Here is an 18,383-nt window from a genome sequence, read left to right as displayed (position 1 = left end):
ACGTTTCCTCGATGATCCGTTCGTTTCAGGCGGGCGGATGTATCGCACGGGCGACCTCGCAAGATATCGTGCCGATGGGAATATCGAGTTCCTCGGCCGTAACGATCATCAGGTCAAGATTCGCGGCTTCCGTATCGAACTGGGTGAGATCGAAGCGCAGATCGCCAGTCATCCGGCTGTGCGGGAGGCGGTGGTTATTGCGCGTGCTCGACAGCAGGATCAGCAGCTTGTCGCGTACGTCACGCTGGTTTCAGAGATCGATACGAGCGCTTTGCGTGAACATCTCGATTCGCGTCTGCCCGACTATATGGTGCCATCGGCCTTCGTCGTGCTCGATGCGCTGCCGCTGACACCTAATGGCAAGCTCGATCGCCGCGCATTGCCTGATCCGCAGTGGCAAGACCTTGCAGCTTATGTCGCACCGCGCACGTCGATCGAACATTCGCTCGCGCAGTGCTTCGCCAGTGTGCTTGGTCTCGAACGTGTCAGCGTCTTCGATAACTTCTTCTCGCTCGGTGGACACTCGCTGCTCGCCGTACAACTGATGGCGCTTATCGACGCCCGGCTCGGACAGAACATATCCATCCGGGTCCTGTTCCACGCCCCATCGGTGGCCGAGCTGGCGGACCATCTGAGCACTGCGCCCTCCAACACGGAGTTCGACGCCATCCTGCCGATCCGTACTCCCGGCGACGGCGCGCCGCTGTTCTGCATTCACCCGGTCGGCGGACTCGCCTGGAGCTATGCGGGACTTGCTCAAAGCATCGAAGGAAATCGGCCAATCTACGCCGTGCAGACGCCCGCGCTCCAGCAACCCGATCACAGTCCCGCGAATATCGCGGAAATGGCGAGCGATTACATCGAGCGCATCCGGAGCGTTCAGCCTCAAGGGCCCTATCGGCTGTTCGGCTGGTCTTTCGGCGGACTGGTTGCCTATGAAATGGCGACGCAGCTTCAACGCGCGGGCGAGACCGTCGATCAGCTCGTTCTGCTGGACTCGCGCCTGCCCGATGGCCGGGAAGCGCGCGAATTCGACGAATGCGCGCTCATGGCGGCGGCCTTTTCCAACATGCCTGAGGAACTCACGCTCGCGCTTCGCGAGATGCAGACGACTACGGAGCGTGTCGATGCCCTGCGCCAGCATCGGCTGATTCCGGCGTATATCACCGATGGACACGTGATGACGCTGATCGATGCAACGCGGCGGAACATGCATCTGCAAAGCACGTTCGCGCCAGCGCAGTTCGGCGGCGATATCGTCTACTTCACAGCCACGCGGTCCGAAGCGGACGGTCAGGCGCCGCATGTCGCGCAATGGCGCGAGCGGGCGGAAGGCGCTGTCGTGAACTTCGATATCGATTGCGCGCACGGCGAAATGTGCCAGCCTTCCTCGCTCGCAACGATCGGACGAAGTCTCGCTTCGTTGAGCGTCTTCGAAGCTTCGGCGCGTCGGCATCCGGGTGAGGAACTCGGCGTGAAGTGAAGCTTGCCATCGGCTGCACGGCCGATGGCAAACAACGAAGAGGAGAAGTCAGATGATCGTTCGAATGTCACCAACAAAAAAAGCGGCGGCGCATGGCGCGCCGCCGCTCGTCACGCGAAGCGAAAAGTCAGCTTTCGCGCCGGTTATTTCGATCGCTATGCTTGCGCACGTTGCTCGCGAGTTCGGAAATGATCTCGGTCGCCGCGCCGATGATCTGGTTGAAGTCGAAGCCCGCGCGCGTCATCTCGCGATAGAAGGACCGGGCGAGCAGCTTCGAGAGCTGGCTCGGATTCTGGATCGATTGAGCAACGATGTCACCGATAGTCTGATCCGTCGAGCGCTTCAGCGTCATGCGCGCGAAGGGCGAGGAAACGAGCTTCTGCAGTCTGTCCGCTTCGACGGCCCGCGTGATGAACGCCGCGAAAATGCGCAGCAGCTTGAGGTCATGTTCATCGAACCGCTGTTTGTCTCGCGGCCCCGAAACCTGCACCACGCCAATCGCCTTTCCATTCGACTCGAGCACCGAGAACATCTTGTCGCGCGCGTCCGAATATTCGACGATGGCCGCCGTCGCCCCGAGATGCACCTCGCCGAAGGAAACATAGTGCCCCGAGCACACGTCGGCGATCCGCTCGTCCGCCGTCACCGAGACGACACAGCGTTTCGCACCCAGCGCCTCGGCGACCATCGACGCGAGTTCTTCGGGTGAGCCGACGGAATTGCCCGTGACCGCAACGGCGGTTTCTGCGACTGGCTCTTTGAAAACAGGGTTCGAATTTGTCATGTGCGCATCCACCGGAAAGTTACATCGTGTTATCGGATCGTCGGTCAGTCTTACGTTCCATGAAGGCCCGGACCGACAGAACATGTGAATGAAGTCAAGTTAGACGTGGAAAGTTAGGAACCTGTTAGCGGGATGCATCGGCCACTTTTACCCCGCTGCTTCGTGACCTAATCCGGTTCTAACTCTCGAGCGTCAAGCTGTCTCCGTTCGATCCTAACAGGTGACAATCATGAAACGCCCCTCTTTCGTGCAGCGACGCAGCGTCAGAATCCGTAATGGCCGTTTCGACATATCGGTCGAGGATTCGGGCAGCGCCGGCACGCCCTGCGTGCTGCTTCACGGCCGCGGCGAGTGCAGCGGCGTGTGGCGCACGCTGACGGAATCCGCCTGCGCCGACAACCGTTTCGTATCCATCGATCTGCGCGGGCATGGCGATTCGAGCTGGGACCCGGAGCGCGCATACGACGCGCGAACGCTCGCCGGCGACGTGCTCGAAGTCCTGCTTGCAATGAACATACGAAAGCCCGTGCTGATCGGTCATTCGCTCGGCGGCAGCGTCGCATTGCATCTTACGGGAATGCTCGAACAGTTCACGTCGGGTTTGGTCCTGGTCGACTTTGGACCGGATTCCGATGGCGCTGGTTCGCAAAAAGTGTTCGCTGAAATACGCGAAACGCCGGCGCGTTTCAACTCGATCACCGAGTATGCGCAGTGGCTGCAGGAGCGCCGTCCGCTTGCGAATGAACGTGCGCTGCAACATCTCGCGGCGCATGCGCTGCGTCGCACGAATACGGGCGCGTTCGAGCCGAAGCTCGACAGGGCCGTCGCCGATGACTCGCCGAAGGACAACGCGCGCGACGAGCATGTCTGGGCCATGCTCAGGTCCGTGCGTTGCCCGAGCCTCGTCGTGAGAGGCATCGGGTCTGCATTGCTCACGCCGCAGATCGCGTGGCGCATGGCGAATCAGGCGCTGCCCAAAGGGCAACTCGCGACGATCCCGCGCGCAGGCCACTCCGTGATGACCGACAATCCCGACGAATTCAACCGGACGATCCAGATGTTCCTTGCGTCTCTTGCACCCGCAGCGAGCGGAGACGCGTCATGTTCTCGCTGATCCCTCCGCAGATTCGACGCGAGTCGATGCCGCGCATTGTCGTCGCTGTCATCGCCGGGTTTGTCGGGGCCATTTGCAGCGCCGAAATCGCGCGGCTGATCAGTACCGTCGCCAGCGGTCACATACCCACGCGCGCACTTGCGATCGGTTTCTTCGCCGTCTGCGCGGCACAGTTGCTCTTCAGAACGACGTCGCAGATTCTCATCATGGACTTCGGGCAGCAGGTGATATGCAGCCTGCGCATCGAGTTGTGCCGGAAGATCCTTCATACGCCCTATAAAAAGCTGGAGGCGCTCGGAAAGCCGCGCCTGCTCGCCATTCTCACGACGGACGTCAACACGTTCGCGCAGGCCGCACAGATGCTCCCGGTCGTGTTCGGACATCTGGTCCTCACCGCCGTATGTCTCGCGTATATGGCCTGGCTTTCCTGGCAGGCATTCGCGTGCTTCTTCGTGTTTCTGATCACCGCGGCGGTCATTTATCACAGCGTGGAGCGCTGGCCGCTGCGAGAAATGCAGGCGGTTCGCGATCAGCTCGACGTCATCTTCCGGCATTTCCGCTCGCTGCTCGAAGGTACGCGCGAATTGCAGCTCAATACTTCGCGAGGCCGATACTTCACCGATCATGTGGTCCATCCGACCGCGCATCGGTTCAGGCGATCCTTCACGCGGGCGATGCTTCTCTATTCGCTCGTCGCCAATGCAGGCGGCATGTTGTTCTATGTGGCTATCGGCCTGATCCTGCTCGTCGTGCCGCACTGGTTTCCGCAATCGCCGGGCGTTCTCGTGACGCTCACGCTGCTGCTTCTGTTTCTGATCCAGCCGGTCAGCGAAGTGATGACGAGCTTGCCGATTCTGCGTCAGGCGTCCATCGCACTGGGGCGCATCCGCATTCTCGATGCCGAGCTGACGCACGCACCGAATGACGACACGCCCGCGACGCAGGACGACCCGTTCGCCGTCACGAAAGAAGGTGCGCCGTTGCTCAGATTCGCCGGCGTATCGCATCGCTATCCGGGGCTGACCGAGGATCGTCCGTTCACGCTCGGACCGATCGATCTGTCGATCAGACAAGGCGAGGTCGTCTACCTGATCGGAGGAAACGGCAGCGGCAAGACCACGCTCGCGATGCTGCTGCTCGGGCTCTACGAACCCGAGCAAGGACATGTCGAGCTGAACGGCATCAAGGTCGACAGGCATAACCTCGTGCAGTATCGTCAGCGCTTCTCGGCTGTGTTCGCCGACTTTCATCTGTTCGACGAAATCCTGTGTCAGGATCAGGCTCAGGTCGACAAGCAGGCGACGCACTATCTGCGCACGCTCGAACTCGATCACAAGGTAAGCATCCGGGACAACCGGTTCAGCACCACCAGTCTTTCGTCGGGGCAACGCAAGCGGATGGCGCTGATCTCGTCGTATCTCGAAGATCGCCCGATCTATCTTTTCGACGAGTGGGCCGCCGATCAGGACCCCGTGTTCAGGCGCGTGTTCTACACGGAGCTCATTCCCGATCTCAAGCGCCGCGGCAAGACGGTCATCGTCATCTCTCACGACGACGCCTACTTCGAATGCGCCGACCGGCTCGTACAGGTGGCGCAAGGCCGTCTCGTCGATGTATCGGCCGAAGCGCTGAAGGCGGGTTTGTACGCGAGACGCAACGACTCGCCCGTGGCCGACTGAACGTGTCGGGGCCGTCCGGTTAAAACTTCTTATCGAGTTAAACCATGCTCAGCTTTCCTCTTACGCCCGCGCAGCTCGGCATCTTCTTTCGACAACAAGTCGACTTGCAGGATCCCCGATACAACCTCGCGCATCTGACGGAGATTGCCGGGCCGCTCGATATCGACGTGCTGGAATCGGCCTTGCGGCAGACCATCTCGGAGGCGGACGCGGTGCAGGTTCGTCTGCGCGGCACGGAAGGATTGCCGCATCAGGTACTGGAGCCGGTCGATTTCAGGCTCCCGGTGCTCGATGTCAGCGGCGAGGCAAACCCGCTACAGGCAGTCGAGGATCATGTGCAGGCCCGACGTTCCACCGCGTTCGATCTCGATCAGTGGCCATTGTTCAACGTGGCATTGCTTCGGACCGCGCCGGACCGGTTCTTCCTGTTTCTGTGCTTTCATCATCTCGTGTTCGATGGCTACTCGTTTCTTCTGTTCATCGAGCGGCTCGCGGAGATTTATTCGGCCCTGAAAAGCGGATCGCAACCCGCTCCGGCGACATGGAGCCGGCTGGCCGATCTGCTCGCGGATGACGAGGCGTATCGCGCATCCAGCGCCTTTCAAAAGGATCAGCAGTACTGGAGCGAGCATCTGGCCAATTGCCCGGAACCTCCGATCATCGCCGCGGACGTGGAGAATCCATCGCCTGAAGTCACGACGGTCAAGGCAAGGATCAACCTGCCGCCGGAAACGGTGGCATCCCTGCGTCAAACCGCTCAACAGAACGGCACCTCGTGGTCGCAGTTCATCACGGCCGCGATGGCCGCCTATCTGGCTCGCGTAAGCGGTCAAGCCGATGAAGTGGTGCTGGGCATGCCCGTCACTGCCCGCGTCGGGCGAACGGCCAAGAACGTGCCGGCCATGATGTCCAACGTGCTGCCGCTGCGAGTGCCCGTCGATCCGCGCGCGAGCATGATCGAACTCGTCAAGCAGGTTTCCGCGCAGAGCCTTCGCGTGTTGCGTCACCAGCGTTATCGGATCAAGGATATCCGGCGCGATCTCGAACGCCTCGACATCGGTCAAAGATTGTTCGGCCCGATCGTCAATATCATGCCCGGCTTCAATAGCGCGATCGCGTTCACGGACTGCGAGGTTGCATCGACGCGCACCTTTTCCGTCACGCCCGATGACCTGACGTTGCACGTCCACGACGAGGGAGAGCAAGTGGGCCTGAGACTGGTATTCGATGCCAGCGCGGCAATGTACAGCGCCGAGGCGGTGCAGACGCACTTGCGGCGGTTCACGCATTTTCTCGAACAGGCGATCGCGCAGCCCGATGTCCCGTTGCATACCCTTCCCCTGCTGCTGCCCGGCGAGCGCGACGTGCTCGATAAATGGAACGGGACGGCCACGCCCTTGCCGCAGGCGCAGTGCATCCATCAGTTGTTCGAGCAGCAGGCTGCGCGCACGCCGGATGCGGTCGCGCTCGTCTTCGAAGGCCAGTCCGTCACCTATGCGCGGGTCAATGAGCAGGCCAACCAGCTCGCCCATCAGTTGATTGCGCTGGGCGTCGGACGCGAAGCGCGCGTGGCGCTGTGTATGGAGCGTCGTCCGGAACTGGTGATCGCACTGCTGGCGATTCTCAAGGCGGGCGCCGCCTATGTGCCGCTCGATCCGGCCTATCCCGGCGAACGGCTGGCCTACATGCTCAGGGATGCCGCTCCCGCGCTGCTCATCGCGGATACCGCGGGTCGCGCGGCGCTCGGTGATACGGGCGAACTGCCGGTGCTCGAACCCGGCGCTTTCGATGACACCCGGCCCGATCACGATCCGCAGGTCTCGGGGCTCGGTTCCCGCGACCTCGCCTATGTGATCTACACGTCCGGATCGACGGGCGCGCCCAAGGGCGTCATGGTCGAACATGGCAACATCGTCAATCTTGCCGTCGCGCAAATCGCGCTCTATGGCGTTGGTCCGGAGAGCCGCGTCGTCCAGTTCGTTTCGCCGGGCTTCGACGTCAGCGTCGCCGATGTGTTCATGACGCTGGCCGCGGGCGCCGCGCTCTATCTTCCGGTGCGGGACGACTGCCTCGCGGCCACATCGCTCATCGACTACATGCGGCGGCACGCGGTCACGCACGCCCAGTTGCCCCCGGCGCTGTTGCAGGGACAGAATTCGCTGGCGCTCCTGCCGAGGCTTCAGGTTCTCGTGCTGGGCGGCGAATCGCCGGGTGTCTCGCTGATGCGCGCAGTGCAATCCGATATCACGATCTTCAACGCCTATGGCCCGACCGAAACCACGGTCTGCGCGACGGCATGGCGCAGGCCGGACGGGTTCGGCGGCAACACGGTGCCTATCGGCCGGCCGCTCGCCAACACGCAAATATATCTGCTCGACGCGCACGGCCAGCCGATGCCGCCGGGCGCCGTCGGGGAGCTGCATATCGGCGGTGCGGGCGTTGCGCGCGGCTATCTGAATCGCCTGGAACTCACCGCCGAACGCTTTCTGCCCGATCCCTTCAGCATGATGCCGGATGCGCGCATGTATCGCACCGGCGACCTCGCCCGCTGGCTTCCCGACGGCAATATCGAGTTCCTCGGCCGCAACGATCTTCAGGTCAAGATCCGGGGCTATCGCATTGAGCTCGGCGAGATCGAGGCGCGGCTCGCGGCACATGAAAACATCCGCGAGGCGGTGGTGGTGGCGCGCGAGGGCGGCGGCGGCAAGCAGCTCGTGGCCTATTACACGGCGGACGCATCGCGGGGAGCGTCGCAGAGCCAGCAATTGCGCGCCCACATGCTGGAGACGCTGCCGGAGTACATGGTGCCGGCCGCCTACGTGATGCTGGACGCACTCCCGCTCACGCCGAACGGCAAAGTGGACCGGCGCGCGTTGCCCGCCCCCGACGACGGCGCATTCACCCGTCGCGACTACGAAGCGCCGGCGGGCGATACGGAATCGATGATCGCGGCGATCTGGGCGGAGGTGCTGGGACGCGAACGCGTGGGCCGGCACGACAACTTCTTCGAGCTGGGCGGCCATTCGCTGCTGGCGGTGACGCTGATCGAACGGATGCGTCAGGCAGGCGTGCGCGCCGACGTTCGGGTGTTGTTCAGCCAGCCGAGCGTGGCCGCGCTGGCGGCTGCGGCGCAAAGCGTGCGCAACGCGGTGACGGTGCCGTCGAATGGCATTCCCGCCGGGTGCGAGGCGATCACGCCGGAGATGCTGCCGCTCGTCACGCTGACCGCGCAGCAGATCGACGCCGTGGTCGCGCAGGTCGAAGGCGGTGCGCGCAACGTGCAGGACATCTATCCGCTCGCCCCGTTGCACGAGGGGATGCTGTTCCACCATATCGCGGGCGGCGACGGCGATCCATATCTGCAAAACATGATGATGGCCATGCCCGAGCGCGTCGAGCTCGGGCGCTTCGTGCAGGCGCTGCAAACGGTGATCGCGCGCCACGACATCCTGCGCACGGCGGTGCTCTGGGAAGGTCTGCCCGAACCGGTGCAGGTGGTGTGGCGCGAGGCGCGCCTGATCGTCGAGGAGGTCACGCTCTTGCCGGAGGATGGCGAAATCGAGGCGCAACTGGCGCAGCGCTTCGACCCGCGACATCATCGGCTGGATGTGCGGCAGGCGCCGATGATGCGGCTCTACGTGGCTCGCGACGAACCCAACGGCCGCTGGCTGCTGCAACTGCTCGGCCATCACATGGTGATGGACTACACGGCGCTGGAGATGATGCTGGAGGAGATCGAAACGATCCTGCGTGACGAGACGGAGTCTCTGCCCACGCCGCTGCCGTATCGCAACTTCGTCGCGCAGGCGCGGCTCGGCATGAGCCAGAGCGAGCACGAGGCGTACTTCCGCGAAGCGCTTGCCGACGTCGACGAGCCCACGCTGCCGTATGGCCTGAGCGACGTGCAGAGCAACGGCCTCGGCATCGCCGAATTCAGGACGACACTTCCGGTCCGGCTGAGCCGGCAGTTGCGCGAAGAAGCGCGCAAGCTCGGCGTCAGCGTGGCGAGCCTCTTTCACCTTGCGTGGGCGCAGGTGCTGGGGCGCGTGTCGGGCCGTGAGGACGTCGTGTTCGGCACGGTGCTGCTCGGCCGCATGCAGGGCGGCGAGGGCGCGGACCGCGTGCTTGGCATGTTCATCAACACGCTGCCGATCCGCGTCCGCCTGCACGATGTGAGCGTCGGCGATGCCGTGCGACACACGCATGCGGCGCTATCGACGCTGCTGCACCATGAACACGCCTCGCTCGCGCTGGCGCAGCGCTGCAGCGGCGTCGCCGCGCCGTTGCCGCTGTTCAGCGCGTTGCTGAACTACCGTCACAGCCGGGCGTCCGACAAGGCGCACGGCGCGCGCACCACCGCGAGCGGCGTGTCGGTGCTGCACGGCGATGAGCGCACCAACTATCCGCTGTTGCTCTCGGTGAACGACTTCGGCGGCGACTTCGAACTCGTCGTGCAGGCCGATACGCGCGTCGATGCATCGCGTGTGGCCGGTTATATGGACTGCACGCTGGACGCGCTCGCACTGGCGCTGGCGGAAAGCCCGTCGCTGCCCGTGGGCGCGCTCGACATGCTGCCGGTCGCCGAGCGCGAACGCCTGCTCGTCAAGCGCAACGAAATCGCGGCGGAAGCGCCGGAAACCACGGTGGTCGCGCTGTTCGAGGCACAGGTCGAAAAGACGCCGGACGCCGTGGCGGTGGTCCATGAAGACGCGCGTCTCACGTACGGAGAATTGAACGTCCGCGCGAATCGGCTGGCTCATCGTCTGATCGATGCGGGCGTCAAGCCCGACGACCGGGTCGCGATCTGCGTGGAACGCGGCATCGACATGATCGTCGGCGTGCTGGGCATTCTCAAGGCAGGCGCCGGATATGTGCCGCTGGATCCGGCCTACCCCGTCGAGCGGCTCGCCTACATGCTCGACGATTGCGCGCCGGTGGTGGTGCTCGCACAGGCGAGCGTGCGCGAGGTGCTGGGCGAACTGTCCGCGCCGATGATCGAACTCGACACGCGGACCTTCGAAGCGCAGCCGACGCACAACCCAGTGGTCGCGGACCTGAACCCGCATCGTCTGGCCTACGTGATCTACACGTCCGGCTCGACGGGCCAACCGAAGGGCGTGATGATCGAGCATCGCAACGTGGTGCGGCTGTTCAGCGCCACGGACAATTGGTTCGAGTTCGGTGCGAAGGACGTCTGGACGCTCTTTCACTCGTTCGCGTTCGACTTCTCGGTGTGGGAAATCTGGGGTGCGCTGCTGTACGGCGGCCGCCTCGTCGTGGTGCCGAAGCAGGTGAGCCGCTCGCCGCAGGACTTCTATCGCCTGCTTTGCGAGGAAGGCGTGACGATCCTGAACCAGACGCCGAGCGCGTTCCGGCAACTGATCGCCGCACAGGGAGAAAGCAATCTGTCGCATCGACTGCGCCAGGTCGTCTTCGGCGGCGAAGCCCTCGAACCGGTGATCCTCCAGCCGTGGTATGCGCGTGAGCAAAATGCGCTCACGCAACTGGTGAACATGTACGGCATCACGGAGACCACGGTGCACGTGACCTATCGTGCGCTGAGTCCCGAGGATGCGCAGCGCATGGGCCGCAGTCCGATCGGCGGGCGAATTCCGGACCTGCGCTTGTATGTGCTGGACGGTCAGGGTCAGCCGGTTCCCGAGGGCGTGATCGGCGAGATATACGTGGGTGGCGCGGGCGTGGCGCGCGGCTATCTGAACCGTCCGGAACTCACCGCGCAACGCTTCGTGAGCGATCCGTTCACGAGCGATGCGCAAGCGCGGATGTACAAGTCGGGCGATCTGGGCCGATGGCTGGCCGACGGCACGCTCGAATACCTCGGCCGCAACGACGACCAGGTGAAGATTCGCGGCTTTCGCATCGAACTGGGCGAGATCGAAGCGAAGCTGCTGGCATGCAAAGGCGTGCGCGAGGCCGTAGTGATCGTTCGGGAGGACAGTTCGGGCGACAAACGGCTGGTCGGATATGTGGTCGGCCGCGACGGGACCGAGCCATCGGCGGCGGACTTGCGCGAAGAGCTCTCGATGGTGCTGGCCGATTACATGGTGCCGAGCGCCTTCGTGAATCTGGAGACGTTGCCGCTGACGCAGAACGGCAAGCTCGACCGGCGCGCGCTGCCGGCGCCGGACCAGTCTTCGGTGGTGACGAGGGACTACGAGGCGCCGCAAGGCGAGGCGGAAATCGCGATCGCCGCAATCTGGCAGGAGCTTCTGGGTGTGCAGCGCATCGGGCGTCACGACGATTTCTTCGCGCTCGGCGGCCACTCGTTGAAGGTGATCACGTCGTTGTCCCGGCTTGCGAGTGCGTTCGATAAAAAGATCGCACAGCTTGATTTCTATCGCCAGCCGACCGTCGCGGGCGTCGCCGCGCTGCTCGCTCGCGATGCTCCCACGGCGAGCACACTCGTGCCTGTCATTGCGCGCGGTTCCGCCACGACGCGTATGACTGTCGTATGCGCGCCGTATGCCGGGGCGTCCGCCACCGTGTTCCGGCCTTTGGCCGATGCCCTGTGCTCGCGCGATCCGACGCTCGCGGTGCGCGCAATCGCGCTGCCCGGTAACGAGCTCGGCAGCGATCCGCGCGATTACGTGTCGGTGGTGCAGATGGCGCAGGCCTGCGCCGACGAGCTCGTCGCGGCGGACACCGGCGATATCGCCGTGTACGGCCATTGTGTGGGGAGCTTTCTGGCGTTTGAACTCGTGCGCCAGATCGAGCGCCGGGGGCGCAAGGTCGCGCTCCTCACCGTTGCTGCGGCGTTTCCGCTTCCTTGGCTTCTGCGCTGGCTGCCGATGCCCTCGCCGTGGAGCCTCACCAGCGACAGCAAGCTGCAGACGCTGATTCAGCGCTGGGGTGGTCCGACCGACGCGATGGAACCCGATGTCATCGCGTTCATGATGGGCAACTTCCGCAGGAATGCCCAGTTGACGTTCGACTACGAGAAACATCGCGCCGACGACAAGATCGCCGCGCCGATACTCTGCATCGTCAGCGCCGATGATCCGCTGACGCGCGGATATGCGCGCCGGTTTCGCGCGTGGTCGGCGCTGTCGGATCGGACGGCTTTGGACGTGTTGCCCGAGGGACAGCACTACTTCGTGGGCACGCGGCCGGAACTCGTCGCGGACGTCGTCTGCAAACATCTCGACGAGCATCGCGAAGCCCGGCCTCTGCCACTCGCGCGCAACGTCGAGGCATCGTGATGAAAGGAGATTTTCGTGGTCAAGGCGGGCACGTTTCGCGGCAATCGGATCGACCTCTTCTACGAGGAATTCGGAGAGGGCGAAGACCCGCCGGTATTGCTCGTCATGGGCAACAGCGCGCCGGGTCTGGTGTGGCCTGACGCGTTCTGCCGTCTGCTTTCCGCAAGGGGATTGCGCGTCATCCGCTTCGATGCGCGTGATACCGGTCTCTCGACGTACATCGATTTCAGCACGTCGCCCTACACGCTCGACGATCTGGCCGCCGACGCCTTCGACCTGCTCGATGGCATTGGCATAGATGAGGCGCATGTCGTCGGGCTGTCTCAGGGCGGGGTCATCGGCTACAGGATGGCGCTCGCGATGCCCCAGCGCGTCACGACGCTCTGCACCATCATGTCGTCGCCCGACCTGCGGCCCAAAAACGATGCGTTTGCAGGTGCGATCGAGGCGCCGGGCGCGCTTCCTCGTCCTTCCGCTGGCTATGTCAGGAAAGTCATCGCGCTGAACGCGAATCCACCGATGAGCGTCGATGAAATCGCGACGCGCTTCATCGAGAATTTCAGGCTCGCCGCAGGACCGAGGTCGCCTTTCGACGAACGCGCGTGGCAAAGTCTCGGTCGAGCGTTTGCCGAGCGACCGCTCCTGCGACCCGATGGACTACAGCCGACGCTCGCCAACAACAGCAACCATGCGCTGGCTCAAAAAGCGACGCCGGCGCTGACCAGCGAAGAACTGGCGTCTCTCGGGTTGCCCGTGCTGATCATTCACGGAAGCGATGATCCGATCTTTCCGGTCGCGCATGGCGAATGGGCCGCCAGCGCAAGCCCGCGAGCAACGCTTCGAGTGATCGATCGCATGGGGCACGCCCTCGACCCCGCGTTCTTCGATGCGATCGTGCGAGAGATGTCGGCGTTCTATCGCAGCAATCGCAGCGACGAATCAAAATGGACTGATGCCTGACATGCCGCCGTCGACCGCTAGGTCGGCGCCTGTCATGTAGCGCGACGCATCGGATGCGAGGAACAGAATGGCGGCGGCGATTTCCGCCGGGTCGGCCGGGCGCTTCATCGGAATCACGCGCGCCCATTCCAGCAGTTGCGCTTCCGACATTCCCAGGCTATCGAAGATCGGCGTATTGGCCACGCCCGGAGAAATGCTGTTGACGCGTATGTCGGCCTCGACGAATTCCGCCGCGAAACTTTTTGCCAGCGAAACCACCGCTGCCTTCGACGCGCAGTATGCGGAAAAATTTTTGGTGCCCTGATTGGCCGCGAGCGACGCCACGAGGATGATCGACGCAGGCCGTGCAAGGAACGGCAGCGCCTCGCGCACGGTTGCATAGACCGCGCCGACATTGGTGTTGAGAACATCGGAGAATTGCGCCAGCGATGTGTCGCGCACCGGCGTTTGCCGGGAGATACCCGCGTTGGCAACGACGACATCCACCTTGCATTGAAAGTGGCCGACTGCCGTCTCGTATAGCTGTCGCATGTCGTCGGGGTTCGCGGCGTCGGCAACGACAGGCAGTGCGTGCTCGCCGAGTTTCTCCGCGGCGCGTTGCAGTTTCTCCGCGTTACGCCCGCTGATGACCACGCGCGCGCCTTCGGCCACGAATCGTTCGGCGGCGGCGTAGCCTATGCCGCTGCCGCCGCCTGTCACCACTGCGAGAACATGCTTGAGTAACATCGCGTCACGCCCGCACGTTGACGACCAACGCGCGGCCCGATCGGATCGCGCGTGTCGTATGGCCTGTGCCGTCCATGTCGCCGGCAATGAACATCGTGCCCGCTGCAAACCGTTGCGAAGCGTCGCTGCCTTGCACGGTGACTTCGAGTTCGCCGTCCAGCACGACGACATATTGTCGGGCTGGCGGGTTATGCCAGCCGAGCACATAGTCGGCGTCGAACTCGTGCACGAGCACGCTTTCACACGGCTGCGGCGACGATAAGGAAACGGCGACGCCCTTGAATATCACCGGGCTCGCTTCGAACGCGTGGATGGTTCTGAACGCCGAATGTCCGTCGAGGCCGCTGTATATCTCGATGCATTCCATCGCCCCTCCTCGTGTCACGCCACGTTCCGACGATGCGCGAACGAATTCCCGTTTTGATCGACTACCCGGAATGTCGAATCAAAGTCTAGGCGGCGAGGGGGGAGAATTCAAAGCGGACTTCCTCGATGAACCTTCAGTATTACCGGCTGCCGTCTCTCGTGAATTGACCGAAGAATCGCGCAATCTCGCGGCTCGCAGCCGGTCCGCGCATGTCCGTATGAGTGCCGTCGGGATGGCCTCCGGACCACGCATGACCCAAGCCGTGCACGACCCACTGCTCGCCGATCAGTTCACCGTCACGGTCATGAAACACTTGACGGGTATAGGCGTGGCCGCCCGCTTCGTCGGCGACGTAGATCGAGGATGACGTAACCGTGTCGTCGGACATGCCATGCAGCAACTGGCTCATCGACACGATCTGTTCGCTGTTGCGCGGATGTACCGTGTCGTCGGCATCGCCGTGAAAAACGATCAGAGGCACGGCGCGCGGTTTGGGGCCGTCGGACAGGGTGTCGGGCAGGCGCACTTTGCCCTTGCCGTCATTCATCGCGCAGAGCGCCGTCATCTGCTCGTCGGCGACGCCGAACGCCAGGCCCGAATGAATCGCCGCGGCCGCGTATAACTCCGGATGCGTCACGGCGAGATTGACGGCCAATGCTCCACCCGCCGACATACCGGCGATATAAACGCGAGCACGATCCACGTTATACGTGGCCGCGACCTCGCGCGTGAGAGCCGCGATGGCCGCCGCTTCGCCTGATTCGCGCGTCTGATTCGCCGCCATGAACCAGTTCCAGCACCTCAGTGGATTCGAACTTTCCGGCTGCTCCGGATAGACGACGATAAAGCCCTTCTCTTCGGCGACGATGTTCATCCCGGTCCCCGATGCGAAGTCGTCCGGGTCCTGTTGCGCGCCGTGGAGCATGACGATCATCGGCAGCGGCTGGCCTTCGTATGCGGTCGGAACATAGACCTTGAATCGATAACGCTCGTTGCCATGCTCGAAACTCTTGCTCAACCAACGATGAGCGCCCGCTTGCGCGACTGAGTTGTCGCGGTGCGGCGGTTCATCTTCGGAGTATGTCTTTTTCGTTTCACTTGCCGATGGCAGCGGAGTCGCAGGGCTTGCGACGGCTGTGTCGGCATTGTCGAAGAATTGCGCCGTGAGACCGACGATTTCGCGAGGAAACATCGACCAGAACGAGTCGTGCGCCCACGCAAGCGGATGGAAGGGATTCATCGATTTTCCCGTCGGGTCGAGCAGAATAAAAAACCCGCGTGATGCGGGTTTCGAAAGTCAACAGTGGCACGTCAGGGCTGACGGCACGGATTAGCGCTTTGCGTCGGCCTTGGCAGCACGCACGGCCTTCTCGGATGACTCGATCGCCTCGGCGCCTGCATCCGCGAGATCGGTCGATGCCTCGGCGGCGCTCGACAGCAGTCCGACAGCCTCTTGCGAAGCAGATTCGGTCGCCTTCTTCAGTCCGAAGCCGAATTGCTCGATCGGGCCACGCGCCTCGTTGAGAATGTCCGTCTGCGTCGCACGGACGATCTGCCAGAAATGCCTCGTGTAAGCAGCCGCCTTTTCGGGCGTCTCGGCCAGCAGCGTCGATTGCCAGCTCAGAAAGTCGGCCGGTTTTGCCTGCGGGCCGGCCTTGGCAACGGCAGTGCTCTCTTCGAAGACGGTCTTGGCCGTCTGCACGTTCAGTTCAGCAAGTTGCTGAAGGCCGCTCGCATACCGCTTTGCAACATTCACGAGGACCTGAAGGCTTGCTGCCGGGTAGACAAACGTTTGATTCGCGAAAGAAGAAGGAAACATTGTTGCTCCTGAGTTCAGCTTCGTAGAAAAAGCTGTATTTATGACCGGTCGCGATTTTGCTGCACCGCAATATAGAGACCCATCATACGGCACTTTCGGCTGTCGTCAAGTGAGCATTCGTGTTTTCCTCACCGTGTTATCGGTGGTGCGGATTCCTCCTTTAAGTCCTACGAATCGCGAACCGTTTCTCAGCGCGTCACCACCACGAAGGGCGCAACGCCGCTCGATACCGTACCGCTGGTGAACGACCGCAACCCGAGGTCGGTGCTTCGATATTTTCCGTCCGAACGCTGCTGCAACTGATTGACGGACCACGTGTCACTCCGTTCGAGGAGAACGGACCCGGACGTCGGATCGAATTGCATGTATCCCACGAGGCTCGGCGATGTCAGCAACGTCGTCTTGGCTCTGCTCGTCACGTCATAGAGGATGATCGCGCTCGGGCTCGTCGCATTGTCATCGGCGAAAAGAATCTGCCCGTTACCGATTGCCGTGAGGAATTTCGGCTTCTTTTCCGGCAGATCGGTCAGCACGCGCCAGATGCCGCTTTCCAGATCCATTTCCGTCAGGCTGCCCTCGCCCGCAAACGACGTGAAGCTCACGAAATAAGCCTTTTTCGCATCGGCGGTCACGGTGAATTCATCGTTCATCGTGCTCGACGCCGAACCCGCCGGATAGCCGCCCACGATAAACCCGCTGGCCGCCTCGATGCGAAGAACTTCCAGCTTCGTCCCCGGCGCGTTCGCGAGCGCGAAGAGGTATTGATCGTCATTCTTCGCCGTTACCAGCTTGATGACGCTGTAGTCCTCGGGCAGCACCATCTTTCTGAGCAGCGCCCCCGTGTCGGTGTCGATGACGCTGATCACGTTCTTGTTCGACAGATAGACCTGCTTGCCATCCAACGCGGGCTGGAAGCTATAACCCGTGGAAGTCGTCAGCAGCGGCCCGATGGGCGTGACGTGCAGCACCTTGTTGGTCGCGGTATCGATCGTGGCGAGATCGAGCGATGTCGGACTTCTCTCCAGAAGCACGTGAAGCCGCTTCCCGTCGACGCTGGCGAACATTCGATCGACCTGCTTGTAGTCGCCCGTCAATGAAAGATCGATCGATGCCTTCGCTGTGCGCGAAGCGAAATCGTACGCGGTGACCTGAGCCGGAGCCTGGGCGCGCGTCAACGTGTACACGGTTTCGCTGACCCGGGGAGGTCCGTAGTACTTCTGCACCATTTCGATGTCGGTGGCGCTCAGCTTGCCGTCACCGTTCCAGTTCGGATTGCAGTAGTTCATGATCGATGCGAGATCCCAACTGCCGATCATCGTATCGCCCGAGGTGCCTTGCGCGGGCTCGATGCATGTCGATGGCGTGTCGGGCCGGTTCTGCTCGTGCGCGAAGCCCAGCGCGTGGCCGAATTCATGCGCGGCAACCCGGCGAATGCAATATTCCTCACGTCCCTGGCAACTCGGGCTCCAGTTCCTGAAGGTGAAATCGAGCGCCATTCCGCCTGCGACGTTGTTCAGCATCGCGCCCAGGCCGACGGTATGCGGTCCGCTCGCCGCAATGTCCTCGACGGTGATCCGTACGCCGTAGTAGTTCGGATCGTTCGTGCATTGCCGCCATCCAGTGAACCGCACGCCCGAATTCTGCTCCCAGGTTTCCTGAACCGCGAGGCGGCTCCAGTTCCGTTCCGCGGAGTATCGCGCGAAATCGGCGTTGTTCATGTTCCAGCAAACGCCGATGGGAACGCGGTCCCAGATGACCGTCGATAACGCGTAACCCTTGGTTGCCGCCTCCTGCTGCGCCGCTGGCTGGCCAGTTGCGCTCTTTCCGTTCGTGACCGCTGCATCGGAGCCGGCGTCGCCGCCGCATCCGGTAATCAATACTCCTGAAGATATCGCCAGAACCAGCCCTCGTATCCTTCTCATTCTCTTCTCCGTTTTTCGAGACCATGCAGGCTTGCGCATGGCGGAAGGAAATATATTCTCAGCGCGTATTCAGACCGGAGGCTCTCCATTACGAATTATTTCCGCAAGCTTCTGCCTGGCTGCGTGCGGACGTCAATCATTAATTATCCGAATTGTCGGATGAGGAAGCGCAGCGCCGCCGAGGGGCATGGCCGGAGCGCCTTCCCGTCACGTATCCGCACTAAAATCGACTAATAGTTGACCATTTCATATGGGTTTGGTACAATCGCAGCCGAAGTTCAAGAAGTCGACTGCTGCTCATCAATAGTC

At 62.5% G+C, this 18,383-nt stretch carries 11 protein-coding genes; 5 read left to right on the top strand and 6 right to left on the bottom strand.

From position 1 onward, the window contains the following. Positions 1 to 1,483, top strand: a 1,483-nt coding sequence (locus PQR08_RS28075) for an alpha/beta fold hydrolase (RefSeq protein WP_408163020.1), incomplete at its 5' end; no start/stop codon positions are given. Between the two features lie 127 nt (positions 1,484 to 1,610). Here PQR08_RS28075 and PQR08_RS28070 read toward each other — a convergent pair. Beyond that, positions 1,611 to 2,267: a GAF domain-containing protein gene (locus tag PQR08_RS28070; RefSeq protein ID WP_250487510.1), complete on the bottom strand. Its 657-nt coding sequence runs from the start codon at positions 2,265 to 2,267 to the stop codon at positions 1,611 to 1,613. A 229-nt stretch (positions 2,268 to 2,496) separates the two neighbouring features. On the opposite strand from PQR08_RS28070, the gene PQR08_RS28065 reads away from it, so the two are divergent. Genes PQR08_RS28065 through PQR08_RS28050 form a run of 4 tightly spaced genes read left to right on the top strand, consistent with a single transcriptional unit; the run spans position 2,497 to position 13,240 of the window. Continuing rightward, on the top strand, positions 2,497 to 3,381 hold the full coding sequence (locus PQR08_RS28065; RefSeq protein ID WP_250487511.1) for an alpha/beta fold hydrolase: 885 nt from the start codon (positions 2,497 to 2,499) through the stop codon (positions 3,379 to 3,381). Next, the gene (locus PQR08_RS28060) at positions 3,369 to 5,060 is read left to right on the top strand and encodes a cyclic peptide export ABC transporter (RefSeq protein ID WP_238211541.1); all 1,692 of its coding nucleotides are present in this window, start codon (positions 3,369 to 3,371) and stop codon (positions 5,058 to 5,060) included. Before PQR08_RS28065 ends, PQR08_RS28060 begins: the two co-directional genes overlap by 13 nt. 44 nt (positions 5,061 to 5,104) lie before the next feature. Then, positions 5,105 to 12,280, top strand: a complete 7,176-nt coding sequence (locus tag PQR08_RS28055) for a non-ribosomal peptide synthetase (RefSeq protein WP_250487512.1) — start codon at positions 5,105 to 5,107, stop codon at positions 12,278 to 12,280. 15 nt (positions 12,281 to 12,295) lie between these two features. Further along, entirely contained in the window at positions 12,296 to 13,240 is a 945-nt protein-coding gene (locus PQR08_RS28050) for an alpha/beta hydrolase (protein ID WP_250487513.1), read from the top strand. Here PQR08_RS28050 and PQR08_RS28045 read toward each other — a convergent pair. The 5 genes from PQR08_RS28045 to PQR08_RS28025 all read right to left on the bottom strand — a co-directional run bounded on the left by PQR08_RS28045 (position 13,220) and on the right by PQR08_RS28025 (position 18,074). After that, the gene (locus PQR08_RS28045; protein ID WP_250487514.1) at positions 13,220 to 13,966 is read right to left on the bottom strand and encodes an SDR family NAD(P)-dependent oxidoreductase; all 747 of its coding nucleotides are present in this window, start codon (positions 13,964 to 13,966) and stop codon (positions 13,220 to 13,222) included. The two genes, PQR08_RS28050 and PQR08_RS28045, sit on opposite strands and share 21 nt — an antisense overlap. A 4-nt stretch (positions 13,967 to 13,970) precedes the next feature. Further along, positions 13,971 to 14,333 carry a cupin domain-containing protein gene (locus tag PQR08_RS28040; RefSeq protein ID WP_250487515.1) on the bottom strand — a complete coding sequence of 121 codons (363 nt, stop codon included), beginning with the start codon at positions 14,331 to 14,333 and terminating at the stop codon, positions 13,971 to 13,973. Positions 14,334 to 14,472: 139 nt separating this feature from the next. Next, complete coding sequence (locus PQR08_RS28035) at positions 14,473 to 15,351, bottom strand: extracellular catalytic domain type 1 short-chain-length polyhydroxyalkanoate depolymerase (protein WP_250487516.1); 879 nt, start codon at positions 15,349 to 15,351, stop codon at positions 14,473 to 14,475. 312 nt (positions 15,352 to 15,663) lie between these two features. Beyond that, positions 15,664 to 16,245, bottom strand: coding sequence for a TIGR01841 family phasin (gene phaP, locus PQR08_RS28030; protein WP_250487517.1), 582 nt, complete (start codon positions 16,243 to 16,245; stop codon positions 15,664 to 15,666). A gap of 95 nt (positions 16,246 to 16,340) precedes the next feature. Next, positions 16,341 to 18,074: a M57 family metalloprotease gene (locus PQR08_RS28025; protein ID WP_250487518.1), complete on the bottom strand. Its 1,734-nt coding sequence runs from the start codon at positions 18,072 to 18,074 to the stop codon at positions 16,341 to 16,343. Positions 18,075 to 18,383 lie beyond the last annotated feature (309 nt).

Origin of the sequence: Caballeronia jiangsuensis (assembly GCF_046030135.1) — a bacterium.
In the GTDB taxonomy this organism is placed as follows: domain Bacteria; phylum Pseudomonadota; class Gammaproteobacteria; order Burkholderiales; family Burkholderiaceae; genus Caballeronia; species Caballeronia jiangsuensis.
The sequence above is the reverse complement of the archived record's forward strand: the minus strand, read 5'-3'. Positions and strand labels throughout refer to the sequence as shown.

What these genes read in the sequence shown, in the direction of transcription:
- PQR08_RS28070 (WP_250487510.1), bottom strand. Translation starts at nt 2,267, where the DNA reads ATGACAAATTCGAACCCTGTTTTCAAAGAGCCAGTCGCAGAAACCGCC.
- PQR08_RS28040 (WP_250487515.1), bottom strand. Translation starts at nt 14,333, where the DNA reads ATGGAATGCATCGAGATATACAGCGGCCTCGACGGACATTCGGCGTTC.
- PQR08_RS28065 (WP_250487511.1), top strand. Translation starts at nt 2,497, where the DNA reads ATGAAACGCCCCTCTTTCGTGCAGCGACGCAGCGTCAGAATCCGTAAT.
- PQR08_RS28045 (WP_250487514.1), bottom strand. Translation starts at nt 13,966, where the DNA reads ATGTTACTCAAGCATGTTCTCGCAGTGGTGACAGGCGGCGGCAGCGGC.
- PQR08_RS28060 (WP_238211541.1), top strand. Translation starts at nt 3,369, where the DNA reads ATGTTCTCGCTGATCCCTCCGCAGATTCGACGCGAGTCGATGCCGCGC.
- PQR08_RS28055 (WP_250487512.1), top strand. Translation starts at nt 5,105, where the DNA reads ATGCTCAGCTTTCCTCTTACGCCCGCGCAGCTCGGCATCTTCTTTCGA.
- PQR08_RS28025 (WP_250487518.1), bottom strand. Translation starts at nt 18,074, where the DNA reads ATGAGAAGGATACGAGGGCTGGTTCTGGCGATATCTTCAGGAGTATTG.